This window comes from Polynucleobacter wuianus (assembly GCF_001659725.1).
Taxonomy (GTDB): Bacteria; Pseudomonadota; Gammaproteobacteria; order Burkholderiales; family Burkholderiaceae; genus Polynucleobacter; species Polynucleobacter wuianus.
In genome coordinates this window covers 1337893-1353388 of sequence record NZ_CP015922.1, presented here as the reverse complement: position 1 = coordinate 1353388, position 15496 = coordinate 1337893, and the positions used below count along the sequence as shown (strand labels likewise).

Sequence of the window (15496 nt, the reverse complement as noted above, 5' to 3'; positions counted from 1 at the left end):
GCTTTCGCAAACCAGGTCTACCTAAGCGCTAGTAATACAAAACAATAAAGATCAACTTTAGGGAGTTCAAGCATGAGTAATGTCACTTTAGGCTTGTATTTTGCCTTGGCGTGCGGTGTCCTGGCCGTGATTTACGGTTTTGTGATGCGCGGCTGGATTTTGAAGCAAAGTACCGGCAATGCCAAGATGCAAGAAATTGCAGAGGCGATTCAGCAGGGCGCGGCAGCCTATCTATCGCGCCAATATAAAACGATTGCCATAGTTGGGGTAGTTCTGACCATATTGATGGCACTCTTTTTAGATTTCGCTACTGCGATTGGTTTCGTGGTCGGTGCGGTTCTCTCTGGTGCTTGCGGATTCATCGGTATGAATGTTTCGGTACGTGCAAACGTGCGTACTGCTGAAGCGGCTACCAAAGGAATGAACGAAGCGCTGAACGTAGCCTTCAAGGGTGGTGCCATTACTGGTATGTTGGTAGTGGGTCTTGGACTCCTAGGTGTTGGCTTATTCTTTATGTTCCTTGTCTCGATTGGCGCAGGACAAGATCTTTCTTCCGTATTACATCCACTGATTGGCTTAGCATTTGGCTCCTCATTGATTTCCATCTTCGCGCGTTTGGGTGGTGGCATCTTTACTAAGGGTGCAGACGTTGGTGCCGACTTAGTCGGTAAAGTGGAAGCAGGAATTCCAGAAGATGATCCACGTAATCCTGCCGTGATTGCAGATAACGTTGGCGATAACGTCGGTGACTGTGCTGGTATGGCAGCTGACTTATTTGAAACCTATGCAGTGACATTGATCGCAACTATGGTGCTCGGTTCATTGATGGTGGCTGGCGCTCCGGTGGCAGCAATCATTTATCCATTAGTGCTTGGCGGTGTATCGATTATTGCTTCGATCATTGGTTGCTCTTTTGTTAAAGCAACTCCTGGCATGAAGAATGTGATGCCTGCTTTGTATAAGGGTCTGATCATTGCTGGCGGCTTATCACTCGTTGCCTTCTACTTTGTTACTAACTTCATCATGCCTGATGATGCGCTAGGCATTCCAGGTAGTCAGTGGCGCTTGTTTGGTGCAACCATTGTTGGCCTCTTGCTAACTGCTGCATTGGTATGGATTACCGAGTACTACACCGGTACCCAATTTAAGCCAGTGCAACACATTGCTGAAGCTTCAACTAAAGGCCATGGCACTAACATCATCGCTGGTTTAGGCATTTCGATGAAGTCAACAGCTTATCCAGTGTTATTTGTGTGTGCTGCAATTTACGCAGCGTATTGGTTGGCAGGTTTATATGGCATTGCGATTGCTGCTACCTCCATGTTATCAATGGCAGGTATCGTAGTGGCGCTGGATGCTTATGGTCCTATTACTGATAACGCTGGCGGTATCGCTGAGATGGCAGGTTTGCCACAATCAGTGCGCGATATTACCGATCCTTTGGATGCAGTGGGTAACACGACTAAAGCGGTGACCAAAGGTTATGCAATCGGCTCAGCTGGTTTGGCCTCATTAGTACTCTTTGCTGACTACACCCATGCTTTGGAAGGAATTGGACAGCAAGTATCTTTTGATCTCTCAAATCATATGGTGATCATTGGTCTGTTTATCGGCGGCATGATTCCATACTTATTTGGTGCGATGGCGATGGAAGCAGTAGGTCGTTGTGCTGGTGCTGTAGTGGAAGAAGTGCGCCGTCAGTTCCGTGATATCCCGGGAATCATGGAAGGTACTTCTAAGCCTGAATACGGCAAAGCGGTAGACATGCTTACTGGCGCGGCTATCAAAGAAATGATCATTCCTTCATTATTGCCAGTGGTTGCGCCAATCGTCGTTGGTCTCCTATTAGGACCTGCTGCATTGGGTGGCTTACTTATGGGTACGATCGTGACTGGATTGTTCGTGGCGATTTCGATGTGTACTGGTGGTGGCGCTTGGGATAACGCTAAGAAATATATCGAAGAAGGCAACTTCGGCGGTAAAGGTTCTGAGGCACACAAAGCTGCTGTGACTGGTGACACTGTAGGCGACCCCTACAAAGACACTGCAGGTCCTGCAGTCAACCCACTCATCAAGATCATCAACATCGTGGCATTACTTATCGTGCCACTCTTGCCAGTGATCTCAAGATAACAATCGTTGTTGCGTAAATAAAAAGCCTAGCATTGCTAGGCTTTTATTTACGGGTCTGAGATAGGTTGTAATGAGGGGGATTATTATTTGGGTATGAGTGAAAGTGAAATCATAAAAATCCAGGTCGACCCAATTAATCCAAAAACATTCCCTAAGGGGTTTGTTGACAAATCTAAATTGGATGCAACCACCGATGAGCAAATCATGCAGCAAGAAAAGCAAGATGATCTGGAGTGGGAACGCTTTATTAATAATTCCCCTAAGCTATAGATGCTTCGAAGGGTATTTTTGGGGATTGCATAGGCGTTTGATGCAATATACAATTGCTATATACACTGGGAGATCAAAAATTATGGCTATTTCAACTGTTTTTACAAATAACCGGACTCAAGCCGTGAGATTGCCTGCTGAAATGCGGCTGCCAGAAAATGTTCGCAAGGTTAATGTTCGCGCAAAGGGTCGGGAGCGAATAATTGCCCCAATTGAAAACATGTGGGACAACTACTTTTTGGGCGATGCTCGTGTAAGTGATGATTTTATGAATGAAAGAGGCTCTCAAGAGCAAAGTGATAGAGAGTCTCTCTAATGCTTAAGTACTTGCTAGATACCAATATTGTTATTTATGTAATGAAGCGAAAGCCACTAGAAGTGCTTAAGGTCTTCAATAAAAATGCAAACCGAATGGCTATATCAACAATTACGTTGGCGGAGTTGATGTATGGCGCAGAAAAGAGTCAACAGGTTGAAAGTAATCTTAATAACATTGAAGACTTTGTCAGTCATTTAGAAGTTTTACCGTATGACATAAATGCAACCCAGCATTATGGTCAAATCAAATCATTCTTGGAGAGTAAGGGTAAACCTATTGGAGTAAATGATATTCATATTGCGGCCCATGCTAGAAGTCATGGTTTAACCCTGGTAACAAATAATCTATCCGAATTTAAAAGAGTCCCTAATCTTGCCCTTGAAAATTGGGTTTAGAAAAAACGTCCCAATAAAAATGCCTAGCATTTCTAGGCATTTTTATTATTCTAAGTTTAGAAACTTATTCCAAAGTCTCTAAATAACGCTGGGCATCTAATGCAGCCATACAGCCTGTGCCAGCACTGGTAATTGCTTGGCGGTAGATGTGGTCTTGAACGTCACCAGCAGCAAATACACCAGGGATGTTGGTAGCAGTGGCATTGCCCTCAAGCCCTGAGTAGGTCTTAAGGTAGCCGTTATTCATATCAAGCTGGCCAACAAAGAGATCAGTGTTTGGTTTATGACCAATCGCAATAAAGGCGCCAGTCACTGCAATTTCTTCAGTGCTGCCATCTTGTTTCTTGATGCGCACACCAGTAACGCCTTTTTCATCGCCCAGCACTTCATCAAGAGTGGCGTTCAATTTCAATTCCACTTTGCCTTCGGCAACTTTAGCCATGAGGCGATCATTCAGAATAGGTTCAGCGCGGAATTTATCGCGACGGTGAATCACGGTAACCTTCTTGCAAATTCCCGTGAGGTATAGCGCTTCTTCAACGGCAGTATTACCGCCGCCGACTACGCACACATCTTGATTGCGGTAGAAAAAACCATCGCAGGTCGCACAACCAGATACACCGCGACCCATAAACGCTTCTTCACTTGGCAAACCAATGTATTGAGCAGAAGCACCAGTACAAATAATTAAGGCATCGCAGGTATAAGTCCCGGAGTCGCCAACTAAGCGAATTGGCTTTTCTTTCAGTGCTGCCGTATGGATATGGTCAAAAATGATTTCAGTATTAAAGCGTTCAGCATGCTTTAAAAAGCGATCCATTAGTTCTGGGCCCTGGACGCCATCGGCATCAGCTGGCCAGTTTTCAACGTCAGTGGTGGTCATTAATTGACCCCCTTGAGCCAAGCCAGTAATAAGGGTAGGCTTCAAATTGGCACGGGCGGCATAGACTGCAGCTGTATAGCCAGCAGGGCCAGATCCGAGGATAAGAACTTTGGAGTGTTTTGGGGTATTAGTAGTCATATCCAAATTATAGATTTGCTTGTTTACAATCAGCAGAACATGGCGAGAACCGTATACCCGAAGTCCCAATTACCCCAGCCCCCAAATAATGGCGGGCAGGGCCGGATGCCCCGCCTACTCCTAGAGGCGCGCTGGTTCATTTCCCTGGGTTTATGCCTTGGGCTACTTGCCATTTTGCTGACTTATTCCAAGGCTGATCCAGCCTGGTCTCATGCCAGTTTTGAGACCCCTAGGAACCTGGGCGGTCGTTTTGGGGCCTATTTAGCCGATTTAATGTTGTATATCTTTGGTATTTCTGCCTTTTGGTGGGTAGTTCTATTTGGGCGTCGGGTTCTCAATGGCTGGCGTGAGCTCTGGAGTATTCCTTTACCCCAAGATCCAGAGGCTAAACCTGACTCTCTATTAATGCGTTGGTTGGGCTTTGGCCTGACTTTGGTTTGCAGCATGGGTCTTGAGTCTATTCGTCTGCATTCGTTGTCCTGGGAGCTTCCACGGCCGCCTGGTGGCATTTTGGGTGAGTTGATCGGTGATCCTCTGCAGATGTCATTGGGTTTCACAGGCGCAACCTTAGTTCTCCTTTTTGGTCTTTGTTCGGGTCTTTCTTTATTTCTTCATTTTTCTTGGCTAGATGTCGCCGAAAAAGTAGGTCGTTTTTTAGAAGTAACTTTCCTCCGTATCCGTGAGCGTCGCGATAGCGAAGAAGATCGCAAGTTGGGCGAGGCTGCTGCTGAAGAGCGTGAAGAGTTTGTAGAAGAGATTCGGGGGCGCGTTGAAGTGGCAGCACCAGTTCAAATCGTTCGTGCGCCAGTAGAGATCCCTAAGAGCGCCCGTGTTGAGCGGGAGAAACAACAACCATTATTCGTTGACATTCCTGATTCAGAATTGCCGCCACTCGCATTGCTTGATCCAGTACCAGAAGCAAAAGAAACGATCTCTGCCGATGTGTTGGAGTTCACCTCTCGTTTGATCGAGCGTAAGTTGGCAGAATTTAATGTTCAAGTTACTGTGATTGCCGCTTACCCTGGACCAGTGGTTACGCGTTATGAGATTGATCCTGCGGTTGGTGTGAAGGGTAGCCAGATTGTGAACCTGTCACGCGACTTAGCACGCTCATTGGGCGTGGTGAGCATGCGTGTTGTAGAAACCATCCCAGGCAAAACTTGTATGGCTTTGGAATTGCCAAACCCAACACGTCAATCGGTGTACTTGTCAGAGATTCTGACTTCACAGGTCTATAACGACAATCACTCACTTTTGACCCTTGCTTTAGGTAAAGATATTTCCGGTAGCCCAATGGTGGCTGACTTAGCGAAGATGCCGCACTGCTTAGTAGCAGGTACAACTGGTGCCGGTAAGTCTGTTGGTATCAACGCCATGATTCTTTCTCTGCTCTTTAAGGCAAAGCCTGATGAAGTACGTTTGATCATGATTGATCCGAAGATGCTGGAGATGGCCATCTACGACAAAATTCCACATCTGCTTTGTCCAGTAGTAACAGATATGAAGCAGGCGTATAACGCACTGAACTGGGCTGTGAATGAGATGGAGCGACGCTACAAACTGATGAGTAAGTTTGGCGTACGTAACTTAGCGGGCTTTAACAAGAAGATTTTAGAAGCAGAAGAAAAGGGCGAGAAGCTCACCAATCCATTTAGCTTGACGCCTGATGATCCTGAGCCAATCTATAAAGCGCCAGTCATCGTGATCGTGATCGATGAGTTGGCAGACTTGATGATGGTTTCCGGTAAAAAGATTGAAGAACTCATTGCGCGTATTGCACAAAAAGCGCGTGCTGCAGGCATTCATTTGGTATTGGCAACGCAACGTCCTAGCGTGGATGTGATTACTGGTTTGATCAAAGCCAACGTGCCTACACGCATCTCTTTCCAAGTCAGTAGCAAGATTGATAGCCGTACGATTTTGGATCAGCAGGGCGCGGAAGCATTACTTGGTATGGGTGACATGCTCTATATGGCGCCTGGCACAGGCTTGCCTGTTCGTGTCCATGGTGCATTTGTATCGGATGATGAAGTGCACCGTGTAGTTGAGTGGCTCAAAGAGAAGGGCGAAGCTAATTACATCGACGGTGTGCTCGAAGGTGCTGATGAATCCAATATCGATGCCTTAACAGGTGAGAGCGGTGGTGAAGCTGACCCACTCTATGATCAAGCGGTTGCTATTGTTCTAGAAAACAAGCGTCCATCGATCTCCTTAGTGCAGCGCCACTTGCGCATTGGGTATAACCGCGCAGCACGTCTCTTAGAAGATATGGAAAAAGCCGGTCTCGTATCAAAAATGGGCAATGGCGGCAATCGCGAGATTTTGCATCGTCCTTCAGAGTAGGAAATACCTTGCAAAGATTCTTATCTGCAGTAGCGATTCAAATAACCCTCGGTATTGCAACGATTCTATTTTCAGGTGTAGCGATCTCTCAGAGTGAGAGTGGCTCAGAGCAGTTGCGTCAATTTGTGCGCAATTCTAAAACAGCAGAGGGTGACTTTGTGCAGCAGCAGTTGCGCGCACCCAAAGCTAATGAGTCGCAAGACAAGAGCCTTAAAGTGGTTCGCCAAACTCAAGGTCATTTTGTATTTCAACGTCCAGGTCGTTTTGTGTGGGATACCCAAAAGCCTTATGAGCAGAAGTTGATTGCAAATGGCAATCAGTTGATCTTGTGGGACAAGGATTTAAATCAAGCGACTTTTCGTCCGTCAGGGCAGGCGCTTGCATCAACACCGGCAGCTATTTTGTTTGGTGAATCTTCTCTAGATCAACATTTTGATTTAATTGAGGGCGAAGAGCGTGGAGGCCTGAAGTGGGTTGCCTTAGTACCAAAAGGCGACCCTAATGCTAAGAAGCAAAATGATTTGCCCTATACCAAGATCTCTATTGGCATGGCCAACGGCCTTCCAAAAGCGCTTGAACTAATCGATGGACTGGGAAGTGTGGTGTTGGTCACCCTAGACAAGATCCAGCTCAACGTCAATTTGCCAGCCAACCGCTTTAATTTCACCCCACCTGCGGGGGCTGAAGTCTTACGCTTAAACTAGAGCCTATATTGAAAAACTAGAGCAACATATGATTGATCCGCAATTACTCCGTAAAGATATCGCCGCAGTGGCAGCACGTTTAGCTACTCGCAAATTTCAGCTTGATGTTGAAAAATTCAATACTCTAGAATCTGAGCGCAAGTCTTTGCAAACTCGTACAGAAGAATTGCAAGCCAAGCGCAATCAATTGTCTAAAGCAATTGGCATGAAGAAGGGTAAGGGTGAGGATGCCTCTGCTGAGATGGCTGAAGTTGCACAAGTAAACACCGATATGGAATCAGGTGCAGTGCGCCTAGCTATTTTGCAAGCAGAGATATCTGATTTCTTGATGGGTATTCCAAATCTGCCAGATGAGTCTGTACCCACTGGTAAAGACGAAACAGAGAACAAAGAGGTCAAGCGTTGGGGTGAAGAGCCCATGTTTGACTTTGAGATCAAAGATCACGTAGATCTTGGTGGCCCATTAGGATTAGATTTTGAAGTAGCAGCTAAGATCAGTGGCTCACGCTTTGTCGTGCTCAAAGGACCGATTGCGAGATTGCATCGCGCCTTAGCGCAATTCATGATTGACACACACTCAACAAACCATGGTTACGAAGAAGTGTATGCGCCCTATATGGTAAATGCTGCTTCTATGCGCGGTACTGGTCAGCTACCGAAGTTTGAAGAAGACTTATTCAAAGTTCCTCGTCAGATGGGCGGGGAAGATGGTAATGGTGAATCCAAAACTGAAAACTTCTACCTCATCCCAACCGCTGAAGTGCCAGTAACGAATTTAGTGCGTGACGAGATCGTTAACGCTGATACCTTGCCATTGAAATTTGTCGCTCACACTCCATGCTTCCGCTCTGAAGCAGGTAGCTATGGTCGTGACGTGCGCGGCATGATTCGTCAGCATCAGTTTGACAAAGTCGAGCTGGTCCAGATCACCAAACCAGACGACTCTATGCAAGCCCTTGAAGATTTAACGGGACATGCAGAGAAAATTCTCGAGTTACTCGAGTTGCCGTATAGAAAAGTATTGCTCTGTACTGGTGATATGGGATTTGGAAGTACCAAGACCTATGACTTAGAAGTATGGGTACCATCACAAAAGGCGTATCGCGAGATTAGTTCATGCTCGAGCATGGGCGACTTCCAGGCGCGTCGCATGCAAGCCAGATTCAAATCAGGACAAGGTAAACCAGAGTTGGTTCACACCCTAAATGGTTCTGGATTAGCAGTAGGCAGAGCATTGGTTGCATTGATCGAAAACAAGCAACAAGTAGATGGCAGCATCACTATTCCAAAAGCGTTGCAGCCATACTTGGGTGGCTTAGAAGTGCTCAAGCCTATCTAATTCCACCAAAAAATTAGGCATACCCAAATGAATATGCGCTTATTGGTCTCATTCTTGGTTTGCTCAGTATTGCTCTGTAAAGGGGCTTTTGCCGCGGAAAAGGTTTATCGCTGTGAAATATTAAGTGATGCCTATATCAAAACGAATGGTGAACTAGCCATTGTTCAAGATAGCCCTAGAGTTGGTCAAGAATTTGCGGTGATCAAGAAAACTGGTGAAGTTGTTGGGGATGTGATGGATTCTTTAGGAAAACCTAAGGTAATTGCATCTGGAAGTAAGAGCAATGCTTATAAAGTCATTTGGACACAAAAGGCTGCAGGTCAAAATGGCGTCTTTATAGACTATCTCAGCATTGACGGGTTTGCAAAAGACGGAAAGTACCCATTTGGGTTCTTCTCAGGTGCGCTCCTGATGACGGGCTTCTGCGAGTAATTGCGTACCTCTAGCCTGAATTACCACTAGCTTTTGGTGATTTCAGGTCCGCTATAGTCAGCCCCTAAAGAACTATAGTTTTTATTTTTAGCCGAGAAGCATTCTTTTCAAGCACTTTATCAAGAGTAATGATGGATTTTGCTTTGAAATATTTTGCAGCTGCGAGGTGTAGCGCATCTCCAGAGCGTAACTTGGATTTACTATCCAGCACTAAAAGCCCGGCTGAGTAGAAGACTTTATTTTCTATTGGCAATAACTCAATATCATTAGTGCATATTGCTTCAAAAAGCTTCCAAGCATTCCTGCTCTCCTTGGAGGTAATCTGTCCAGATCTCTCTTTAATACCTAGGGCGCTAGCAAATTCAGTAAACGTCCAAGTGGATGAGATCAGTTTTATATCTTTGGAGTTGTCGTACCATTTGTGGATGGCTGGACTTTTACCTTCGTGGGTACAAAAGCCAACCAATATACTTGTATCAACATAGAGCATTAGTAGCGAGCCCCAGAGCGAATCTCATCCATTACTGATGTACCCATTTTCATAGAATCTTTTAATTCCTTAGCCATTTTGGACAAGGTTTTGCGATCTAGCTTTTGAGGTCTGATCACTAATGCCCCATCGCTGGATAGGGTAGCTTCAACCCTATCACCATCTTTTAGTTTGATTTCTTTGATGAAGCTAGCTGGAATGCGAAGTGCTAGGCTATTGCCCCATTTTGAAATTTGAATATTCATGATTAGTCCTTAAATAGATATACATAAATGTATATCTATACTAATGTAAATTATTGGGTGTGGCCAGTCAATTTTTAAGCCAATATCAGCCGTATGGCTTTATGTATCGGTAGCTATAATGACTCATCGATTCGGAGAGGTGGCAGAGTGGTCGAATGTACCTGACTCGAAATCAGGCGTAGGGTCAAACCTACCGAGGGTTCGAATCCCTCCCTCTCCGCCAAATACACTATTAAGTCTGCTTAATGAGTTGCTCAAACGTATCAATAAATTGTTCTACGGGCTGTGCGCCTTGCAGTAGATATTGATCATTCAGAATGATTGAGGGTACCGAATTTATGCCAAGGTTAGTGTAGGTGCTCTCTTCATCTCTGACTTCTTGAGTGAATTCATCCCCACTCAATATTTGCTGCGCTTTAGTGCGGTCTAGTCCTGCGCGACTTACCGCTTCAAGAAGATTTTCCTGATCATCCAAGCTTACTGCTAAACAAAAATAGGTATTAAGCAATTCTTTCTTGAGGGCTGCTTGCTTTTCTAGACTGCATTCCTTAGATGCCCAAAAGAGGAGGCGATGTGCATTAAAGGTGTTGTAGACCCGTTTTCTTCCTTCTGGATGGAACTCAAATCCAGCCTCTAACGCTTTAGCCCGGATATTGGCTTGATTGGCCTTGACTTGTTCTGCTGACAAACCGTATTTTTCGGTGAGATGTTCGATTGCATCTTGCCCACCATGAGGCATTTTTGGATTGAGTTCAAACGGGCGGAAGTGAACATCAAAATTTACCTTATTACTGAGCTTTGCCATTGCTTGATTTAGATTGCCTAAGCCTACGGCGCACCAAGGGCAGGCTACATCAGATACAAAGTCAATTTTGATCGTAGGTTTCATATTCTGGATTCTAGAGAAATTGGATTATTGGTGAAGGAGGGTGTTAATAAATCTGTTAGAGTTATTTCCATGAAATCAGTCCCTTATCGCCTCATTATTTGCATTGGATTTCTATTGTCTGCTTGCTCAACGCCACCAAGTAGATTTGGCGTGTATCAGCAGTCTGATGGAACTATCGGTGTGCACTCTCCAAAAGATGCAAAAGAGGAAGAGGCTCAGGAAATGGCTCTTGCTGAGTGCAAGAAGTTGGGCAAGAGAACTGCAACGATTATCGACAGTCGGAAAACGGTCAATGACCGCTTCCCGATGACGTACAACTATTTATGTAGATAAGGCTTTCATTTGGTGCTTAGTAATTAGCTGAGCAACCATTTCTTAATGGACTTATTAACGCACATTGCATCTAGAGCAAGACCAAAGAACTCAGAGCCATTGGTAACCATGCTCTCAATCGCCTCGACTTTGCCTGACTTAATGCCACGTAAGTAAGTAGCAGCGCGGTAACGCAAGAAGTGCTCAGTTTCACCTTCTTCATTTTCCGTAGAACAGAGCTCTAGACTACCGTAGCGAGTTTCAGGATTAATATTGAGAATCGATAAGCTCAATGCGCCAACCAACTTCTCTGGTACTGGAATCGGCACATAAGAGTAGAGGGAGATCAGCATTTCCTCTTCATCGACTTCAATGATGTGATCAATATCTAATACATCTTGCTCAGTCAATTCAGTTTCACCTGAATCACCACCACCAAAAGTAGATTCAAACTGTAGCATTGCAGTATTGCTACCTTTAGAGATTTCAATCATGTCAGGGTAGCCAAGCAAGCCTTTCCACCAATACATAAGAGAGAAGGTACATGGTTTCACTTCAACCAAACCTTTACTTGTGGATTTAGCAAAGTAGAGACCATAAAACTCATCATCTTTTTCCAGGCCATATTGATCAACCTTGGATGATTTGGCTGCAGGTTTTGCAGCAGTCTTTTTGGCAGTTTTCTTTGTCGCTGGTTTTTTAGCTGGCGCTTTTTTAGCGATAGGCTTCTTTGCAGCCACCTTCTTTGCTACTGGTTTCACTACCTTCTTCACTGTCTTCTTAGCCACTACCTTTTTAGTAGCAAGCTTCTTAACAGCTTTCTTTGTAGGGGCATTTTTTACCACCTTGGTAGCTACTTTCTTTTTTGCTGACGACTTCTTTGTAGCCATGGTTTATTACCCTTCTTTTTGGTAGTTAATAATATGCTTTAGCACGTGTTCATATTACTGCAAAATAATTACATTAATAATCAAAGATATATGGGGTTTGTCCTGCTAATTGCAAGGGGTGGGGCAGTATAAAAATACTTCCTGGCTTATTGTTCTCTGGAGTTGGGATTGATACACTGAAATCACGCAGTATTAATAAACCCAGTTACTTCTCAATGAGGGCTTTTATGTTTCCAGAATATCGCGAGTTAATTACCAAATTAAAGACAACAGACCGTCACTTTTCTCATCTGTTTGATAAACACAATAACTTGGATGCAAAGATTTTGCGTATGGAAGACCACAAAGAGCCTAGCACCCCTGAGCAAATCGAAACTCTGAAAAAAGAGAAGTTACTACTAAAAGATCAGATTTACGCAGTGCTTAAGAAGGCTAGCGCAGGTTAGAGGAATTAAGCTTTCTTCAGGAAGCAGGCTTTGAGCAACATATTGCCTGCTTCTGTTTTGCAATCCACCTCGTGATCTCCCGAGACCAAGCGAATTCCCTTAATCTTGGTGCCCACCTTCAAGGTGGTTGAGGATCCTTTAACCTTCAAGTCTTTGATGAGAGTAACCGTATCACCATCAGATAGTAGATTGCCGTTGGCATCTTTTACTATCAATCCGGCTTCTTCCTCCAATGCAGCAGCTATCGGCCACTCATGACCACATTGAGCGCAAACATAGTTATCTCCATCGGGGTAGGTCATATCTTCCTGACAGGCAGGGCATCTCGGTAGGTTATCTGTGCTCATATCCATCATTTTAGTCTAGCCATATAGAATGAAACGAAATGAACAAATCACTCAAAATCTTTTTGGTAGTAACGGCAACGGTTTTTTGTATAGGCGCCTTAGGCATCTGGTATGCAGCATCGGGCATTAATCCAGCACAACTTACTCAGTTGCTAAGCTCTTCTGTAAAGGAAGCTACTGGCCGTGACTTGAAGATTGCAGGCCCCGTTAGCCTGAAGTTATTTCCAACATTAGCTATTACTGCCGAACAGGTGTCACTCAGCAATGCATCTTGGGCCGATAAGGCTGATATGTTGATGGTCAAGCATTTGGAGCTGGATATTGAATTACTACCGCTATTGAAGAAGGAGATTGCATTTAATGCAATTAATCTCAGTGGAGTAGATGCACATTTGCAAACTAATAAATCAGGCGATGGGAATTGGGATTTCACATCCCCCGTTTCTTCTGGTGCTGGTGCGAGTAATGCCGCAGAGTTCACTTCAAAAAGCTCCAGCACAGATCAAGTTGATCCAGTCAGAATCAGAAACCTCAATATCACTGATGCAAACGTTAGCTATCAGGGTTTTGGATCAGATCGCACCTTTATTGCAATACCCAAGCTTTCCATCATTGGTAGAAGTGCTAAAACAGAAATCTTGGCTCAAGCAAAGTACGCCAACTATCAGCTGGAAATGAAAGGCAAGACTGGCAATCTTCATGATGTATTAGATGGCTGGAATACTACTTCAGTCAAAATGCCATTGGATTTGAACCTCACGGTGAATGGAAAAGTTTTGGCTATTGATGGTGAGATTGATAAGGAGCCCAAAACATTGCCCACTTTTAATCTGCATTTGAGCTCGAAGTCCTTTGAACTTAGCCCCTTAGCTGGTAGCGCAGCGCTTGCTGCCTCAGGCGGCAAACAAGCTACTACTAGCAAGCCCTATAAAGCTTTAAGCAAGTTTCTTTTTAGTGAAGATGCTTTACCTTTCGATCTATTGCCTGAAGCCACTGGAAAGCTTGCTATCAATATTGATCAGCTTAGCTTTCCTGGTCATGTACCCATGACTGCGGTAAAGGGAAATTTTGTCTTTGATGGCTCCAACTTTCATGTGAATGATCTTTCCTTTGGGCTTGGCAAAGGCAGCGCTCAAGTACAAGCTAGTGTTTCTCAATTTCAAGGGACAAACCCTGCGCTATCTATCAAGGGCATAGCCAAAGGCTTTACCCTTGAGCAACTGATGGATGCTGTTGATTCCAGCACCAAGGTCAAGGGTGGGGATACGGAAGTTGCTTTTAATATACGCAGCTCTGGAGTATCAATGCATCAATTGGCTAGCAGGGCAAATGGCGCTGTTCAAGTCTCGGTAGGTAAGGGAAGTATTGATTCTCGCTTTATTGACGGGGGTGGAGATCTGATGATCACCGTTGTTGATGCTATTAATCCCTTGCGTAAGAAAACAGATCAAACCATCTTGGAGTGTGCAGTGTTCTACTTGCCGATGAATAACGGTCAGGTTGTCTTGAATGACTCTATCGGGGTGGTAACCGACCGTCTCGACATTGTTCTTTCTGGCTCGGTAGATTTAAAAACTGAAGTTTTAAATGTCAAGATTGATCCAAGGGAAAAGTCTGGGCTAACAACCGGTGTAAATCTAGCTGGATTGGTAAAGCTTCAAGGAACTTTGCTAAATCCTAAGGCTGGCGTAAACAAAGAGGGTGTAGTAAACAGCGCAGTATCGATTGGCCTAGGAATTTTGACGGGCGGCGCAACGATCTTGGCAGAGAATGCCAAATCACTTGCGACCAAGTCGCAACCCTGCAAAGCAGCGTTACATTCTTGGTCGGATATTTATCCTGGTGCGAATTAAGGAAAAAGACTCAGAAAACTAAGCCACTGACAAACAGGCTGAACAAAGAAATAAAGATGCTGGCAAAGAATGCGGTCCAAAAGCTGGAGATCGTAAAGCCGCTTACGACTGCAGATACCAGCATCAATACCAAAGCATTGACTACCAATAAAAATAGACCCATCGTTACTACTGTTAGTGGCAAGGTCAGCAGGATGAGCAAAGGCTTTACGATGGCATTGGCGAAACCCAAAACCAAGGCAGCGATTAATAGTGAGCCACCATCTGCAAATCTCAGGCCGCTAAAAATATAGCTGGCTACCCAAAGAGACAAAGAAGTTAAGCCCCACTGGACTAGAAATAGCGTTAAGTTACCCATGATCGTTTCCTTTGTGATTGTTTTTGGTGATTAGTCTTGCTTTGGTATGGTATCAGTAGATTAGGCAGTAATTTTTTGCCTAGGAGTCTTAATGGGCTTGAAGTGAATTTGAATTTGTGAATTGGTTGCCTGTGCAAACTTGGCTAAAGTTCTCATGGAGGGTAGGCTGGAGCCACTTTCTAGCCTTGCAATTGCTGATTGTGAGGTTTGCATACGAGCCGCAAGCTCCTCCTGTGATAGCCCACTTTTCATCCTAGCTTCAATGATTTCTTTCGAGATTTCGAATTCAACACGAGATTGTTCATAAGCTTTTTTATAAGATGGCTCTTTTAGCCAGCGTTTGTGTAGGGTTGAAATCTTGGTCATATTAGTTTGGCCTCTTTTGCTCTTTGTTTTGCGATATTTAAGGCTGCTGTTGGTGTCTTTTGTGATTTTTTAATAAATACATGCAAGATCACTATCTTTTTTGATTGGGCAAGAACATAAATGCCTCTTGCAATCCCATCTCTACCTGCAACTCTGATTTCCCAAAATTTACTTCCTAAACTTCTGATATGTGGCATACCTACTTGTTTGGGGCCAAATTGCTCCAATAAGCCAGAAACTCTTACAAACCGACCCCTCATATCATCGGGTAGCCGCTCCAATTCATTGTCAACACATGCGTTTAAGGTCTCAACTTCCCAATTTATCATTCATAAATTATATCA

The 15496-nt window shown here is 44.5% G+C and carries 20 protein-coding genes and 1 tRNA gene; 12 read left to right on the top strand and 9 right to left on the bottom strand.

Features of this window, described 5'->3' with window-relative positions; genetic code table 11:
* Positions 1-72 precede the first annotated feature (72 nt).
* The 4 genes from A8O14_RS07015 (at position 73) to vapC (ending at position 3117) form a co-directional block, all read left to right on the top strand.
* Positions 73-2133, top strand: a complete 2061-nt coding sequence (locus tag A8O14_RS07015; protein WP_068948848.1) for a sodium-translocating pyrophosphatase — start codon at positions 73-75, stop codon at positions 2131-2133.
* Between the two features lie 93 nt (positions 2134-2226).
* A complete protein-coding gene (locus A8O14_RS11770) occupies positions 2227-2403 on the top strand; it encodes a hypothetical protein (RefSeq protein WP_161484819.1) in 177 nt (58 codons plus the stop codon).
* Between the two features lie 82 nt (positions 2404-2485).
* Complete coding sequence (vapB, locus tag A8O14_RS07010) at positions 2486-2719, top strand: type II toxin-antitoxin system VapB family antitoxin (RefSeq protein WP_068949765.1); 234 nt, start codon at positions 2486-2488, stop codon at positions 2717-2719.
* Positions 2719-3117, top strand: a complete 399-nt coding sequence (gene vapC, locus A8O14_RS07005; RefSeq protein WP_068948847.1) for a type II toxin-antitoxin system tRNA(fMet)-specific endonuclease VapC — start codon at positions 2719-2721, stop codon at positions 3115-3117. The genes vapB and vapC overlap by 1 nt, the downstream gene beginning before the upstream one ends.
* A gap of 64 nt (positions 3118-3181) precedes the next feature.
* On the opposite strand, the gene trxB is transcribed toward vapC, so the two are convergent.
* Entirely contained in the window at positions 3182-4138 is a 957-nt protein-coding gene (trxB, locus tag A8O14_RS07000) for a thioredoxin-disulfide reductase (RefSeq protein ID WP_068948846.1), read from the bottom strand.
* A gap of 105 nt (positions 4139-4243) precedes the next feature.
* On the opposite strand from trxB, the gene A8O14_RS06995 reads away from it, so the two are divergent.
* The 4 genes from A8O14_RS06995 to A8O14_RS06980 are packed head-to-tail and all read left to right on the top strand — an operon-like array spanning position 4244 to position 8956.
* A complete protein-coding gene (locus tag A8O14_RS06995) occupies positions 4244-6481 on the top strand; it encodes a DNA translocase FtsK (protein ID WP_191904657.1) in 2238 nt (745 codons plus the stop codon).
* Between the two features lie 8 nt (positions 6482-6489).
* Complete coding sequence (locus tag A8O14_RS06990) at positions 6490-7185, top strand: outer membrane lipoprotein carrier protein LolA (protein WP_068948845.1); 696 nt, start codon at positions 6490-6492, stop codon at positions 7183-7185.
* Positions 7186-7213: 28 nt separating this feature from the next.
* Entirely contained in the window at positions 7214-8524 is a 1311-nt protein-coding gene (gene serS, locus A8O14_RS06985) for a serine--tRNA ligase (RefSeq protein WP_068948844.1), read from the top strand.
* 27 nt (positions 8525-8551) lie between these two features.
* Positions 8552-8956, top strand: coding sequence for a hypothetical protein (locus tag A8O14_RS06980; protein ID WP_068948843.1), 405 nt, complete (start codon positions 8552-8554; stop codon positions 8954-8956).
* 64 nt (positions 8957-9020) lie between these two features.
* Here A8O14_RS06980 and A8O14_RS06975 read toward each other — a convergent pair whose 3' ends face one another.
* Together A8O14_RS06975 and A8O14_RS06970 are read right to left on the bottom strand one after the other, a co-directional pair.
* Positions 9021-9446: a type II toxin-antitoxin system VapC family toxin gene (locus A8O14_RS06975; protein WP_068948842.1), complete on the bottom strand. Its 426-nt coding sequence runs from the start codon at positions 9444-9446 to the stop codon at positions 9021-9023.
* Entirely contained in the window at positions 9446-9691 is a 246-nt protein-coding gene (locus A8O14_RS06970; RefSeq protein ID WP_068948841.1) for an AbrB/MazE/SpoVT family DNA-binding domain-containing protein, read from the bottom strand. Before A8O14_RS06970 ends, A8O14_RS06975 begins: the two co-directional genes overlap by 1 nt.
* A 133-nt stretch (positions 9692-9824) precedes the next feature.
* Between A8O14_RS06970 and A8O14_RS06965 the strand changes: the two genes are divergently transcribed.
* Positions 9825-9914 (top strand) — tRNA-Ser (locus tag A8O14_RS06965).
* Between the two features lie 9 nt (positions 9915-9923).
* Here A8O14_RS06965 and A8O14_RS06960 read toward each other — a convergent pair.
* A complete protein-coding gene (locus A8O14_RS06960; RefSeq protein WP_068948840.1) occupies positions 9924-10580 on the bottom strand; it encodes a DsbA family oxidoreductase in 657 nt (218 codons plus the stop codon).
* Positions 10581-10649: 69 nt separating this feature from the next.
* On the opposite strand from A8O14_RS06960, the gene A8O14_RS06955 reads away from it, so the two are divergent.
* Positions 10650-10913: a hypothetical protein gene (locus A8O14_RS06955; protein ID WP_068948839.1), complete on the top strand. Its 264-nt coding sequence runs from the start codon at positions 10650-10652 to the stop codon at positions 10911-10913.
* A 23-nt stretch (positions 10914-10936) separates the two neighbouring features.
* Here A8O14_RS06955 and A8O14_RS06950 read toward each other — a convergent pair whose 3' ends face one another.
* Complete coding sequence (locus A8O14_RS06950) at positions 10937-11782, bottom strand: hypothetical protein (protein ID WP_068948838.1); 846 nt, start codon at positions 11780-11782, stop codon at positions 10937-10939.
* Positions 11783-12009: 227 nt separating this feature from the next.
* Between A8O14_RS06950 and A8O14_RS06945 the strand changes: the two genes are divergently transcribed.
* Positions 12010-12228 (top strand): YdcH family protein, encoded by a 219-nt coding sequence (locus A8O14_RS06945; RefSeq protein WP_068948837.1) that lies wholly within the window; start codon positions 12010-12012, stop codon positions 12226-12228.
* Between the two features lie 5 nt (positions 12229-12233).
* Here the strand turns inward: A8O14_RS06945 and A8O14_RS06940 are convergent, their stop codons facing one another.
* Entirely contained in the window at positions 12234-12575 is a 342-nt protein-coding gene (locus A8O14_RS06940; RefSeq protein ID WP_068949763.1) for a zinc ribbon domain-containing protein YjdM, read from the bottom strand.
* Positions 12576-12613: 38 nt separating this feature from the next.
* On the opposite strand from A8O14_RS06940, the gene A8O14_RS06935 reads away from it, so the two are divergent.
* Positions 12614-14428, top strand: coding sequence for an AsmA family protein (locus A8O14_RS06935; RefSeq protein WP_068948836.1), 1815 nt, complete (start codon positions 12614-12616; stop codon positions 14426-14428).
* Between the two features lie 10 nt (positions 14429-14438).
* Here the strand turns inward: A8O14_RS06935 and A8O14_RS06930 are convergent, their stop codons facing one another.
* Genes A8O14_RS06930 through A8O14_RS06920 form a run of 3 tightly spaced genes read right to left on the bottom strand, consistent with a single transcriptional unit; the run spans position 14439 to position 15481 of the window.
* A complete protein-coding gene (locus A8O14_RS06930) occupies positions 14439-14789 on the bottom strand; it encodes a phage holin family protein (protein WP_068948835.1) in 351 nt (116 codons plus the stop codon).
* Positions 14790-14846: 57 nt separating this feature from the next.
* Positions 14847-15152 (bottom strand): helix-turn-helix domain-containing protein, encoded by a 306-nt coding sequence (locus A8O14_RS06925; protein WP_068948834.1) that lies wholly within the window; start codon positions 15150-15152, stop codon positions 14847-14849.
* Positions 15149-15481, bottom strand: a complete 333-nt coding sequence (locus tag A8O14_RS06920; protein WP_082913132.1) for a type II toxin-antitoxin system RelE/ParE family toxin — start codon at positions 15479-15481, stop codon at positions 15149-15151. Before A8O14_RS06920 ends, A8O14_RS06925 begins: the two co-directional genes overlap by 4 nt.
* Positions 15482-15496: the final 15 nt, after the last annotated feature.

What these genes read in the sequence shown, in the direction of transcription:
- A8O14_RS07015 (WP_068948848.1), top strand. Translation starts at nt 73, where the DNA reads ATGAGTAATGTCACTTTAGGCTTGTATTTTGCCTTGGCGTGCGGTGTC.
- A8O14_RS11770 (WP_161484819.1), top strand. Translation starts at nt 2,227, where the DNA reads ATGAGTGAAAGTGAAATCATAAAAATCCAGGTCGACCCAATTAATCCA.
- vapB (WP_068949765.1), top strand. Translation starts at nt 2,486, where the DNA reads ATGGCTATTTCAACTGTTTTTACAAATAACCGGACTCAAGCCGTGAGA.
- vapC (WP_068948847.1), top strand. Translation starts at nt 2,719, where the DNA reads ATGCTTAAGTACTTGCTAGATACCAATATTGTTATTTATGTAATGAAG.
- trxB (WP_068948846.1), bottom strand. Translation starts at nt 4,138, where the DNA reads ATGACTACTAATACCCCAAAACACTCCAAAGTTCTTATCCTCGGATCT.
- A8O14_RS06995 (WP_191904657.1), top strand. Translation starts at nt 4,244, where the DNA reads ATGCCCCGCCTACTCCTAGAGGCGCGCTGGTTCATTTCCCTGGGTTTA.
- serS (WP_068948844.1), top strand. Translation starts at nt 7,214, where the DNA reads ATGATTGATCCGCAATTACTCCGTAAAGATATCGCCGCAGTGGCAGCA.
- A8O14_RS06980 (WP_068948843.1), top strand. Translation starts at nt 8,552, where the DNA reads ATGAATATGCGCTTATTGGTCTCATTCTTGGTTTGCTCAGTATTGCTC.
- A8O14_RS06975 (WP_068948842.1), bottom strand. Translation starts at nt 9,446, where the DNA reads ATGCTCTATGTTGATACAAGTATATTGGTTGGCTTTTGTACCCACGAA.
- A8O14_RS06970 (WP_068948841.1), bottom strand. Translation starts at nt 9,691, where the DNA reads ATGAATATTCAAATTTCAAAATGGGGCAATAGCCTAGCACTTCGCATT.
- A8O14_RS06960 (WP_068948840.1), bottom strand. Translation starts at nt 10,580, where the DNA reads ATGAAACCTACGATCAAAATTGACTTTGTATCTGATGTAGCCTGCCCT.
- A8O14_RS06955 (WP_068948839.1), top strand. Translation starts at nt 10,650, where the DNA reads ATGAAATCAGTCCCTTATCGCCTCATTATTTGCATTGGATTTCTATTG.
- A8O14_RS06950 (WP_068948838.1), bottom strand. Translation starts at nt 11,782, where the DNA reads ATGGCTACAAAGAAGTCGTCAGCAAAAAAGAAAGTAGCTACCAAGGTG.
- A8O14_RS06945 (WP_068948837.1), top strand. Translation starts at nt 12,010, where the DNA reads ATGTTTCCAGAATATCGCGAGTTAATTACCAAATTAAAGACAACAGAC.
- A8O14_RS06940 (WP_068949763.1), bottom strand. Translation starts at nt 12,575, where the DNA reads ATGAGCACAGATAACCTACCGAGATGCCCTGCCTGTCAGGAAGATATG.
- A8O14_RS06935 (WP_068948836.1), top strand. Translation starts at nt 12,614, where the DNA reads ATGAACAAATCACTCAAAATCTTTTTGGTAGTAACGGCAACGGTTTTT.
- A8O14_RS06925 (WP_068948834.1), bottom strand. Translation starts at nt 15,152, where the DNA reads ATGACCAAGATTTCAACCCTACACAAACGCTGGCTAAAAGAGCCATCT.
- A8O14_RS06920 (WP_082913132.1), bottom strand. Translation starts at nt 15,481, where the DNA reads ATGATAAATTGGGAAGTTGAGACCTTAAACGCATGTGTTGACAATGAA.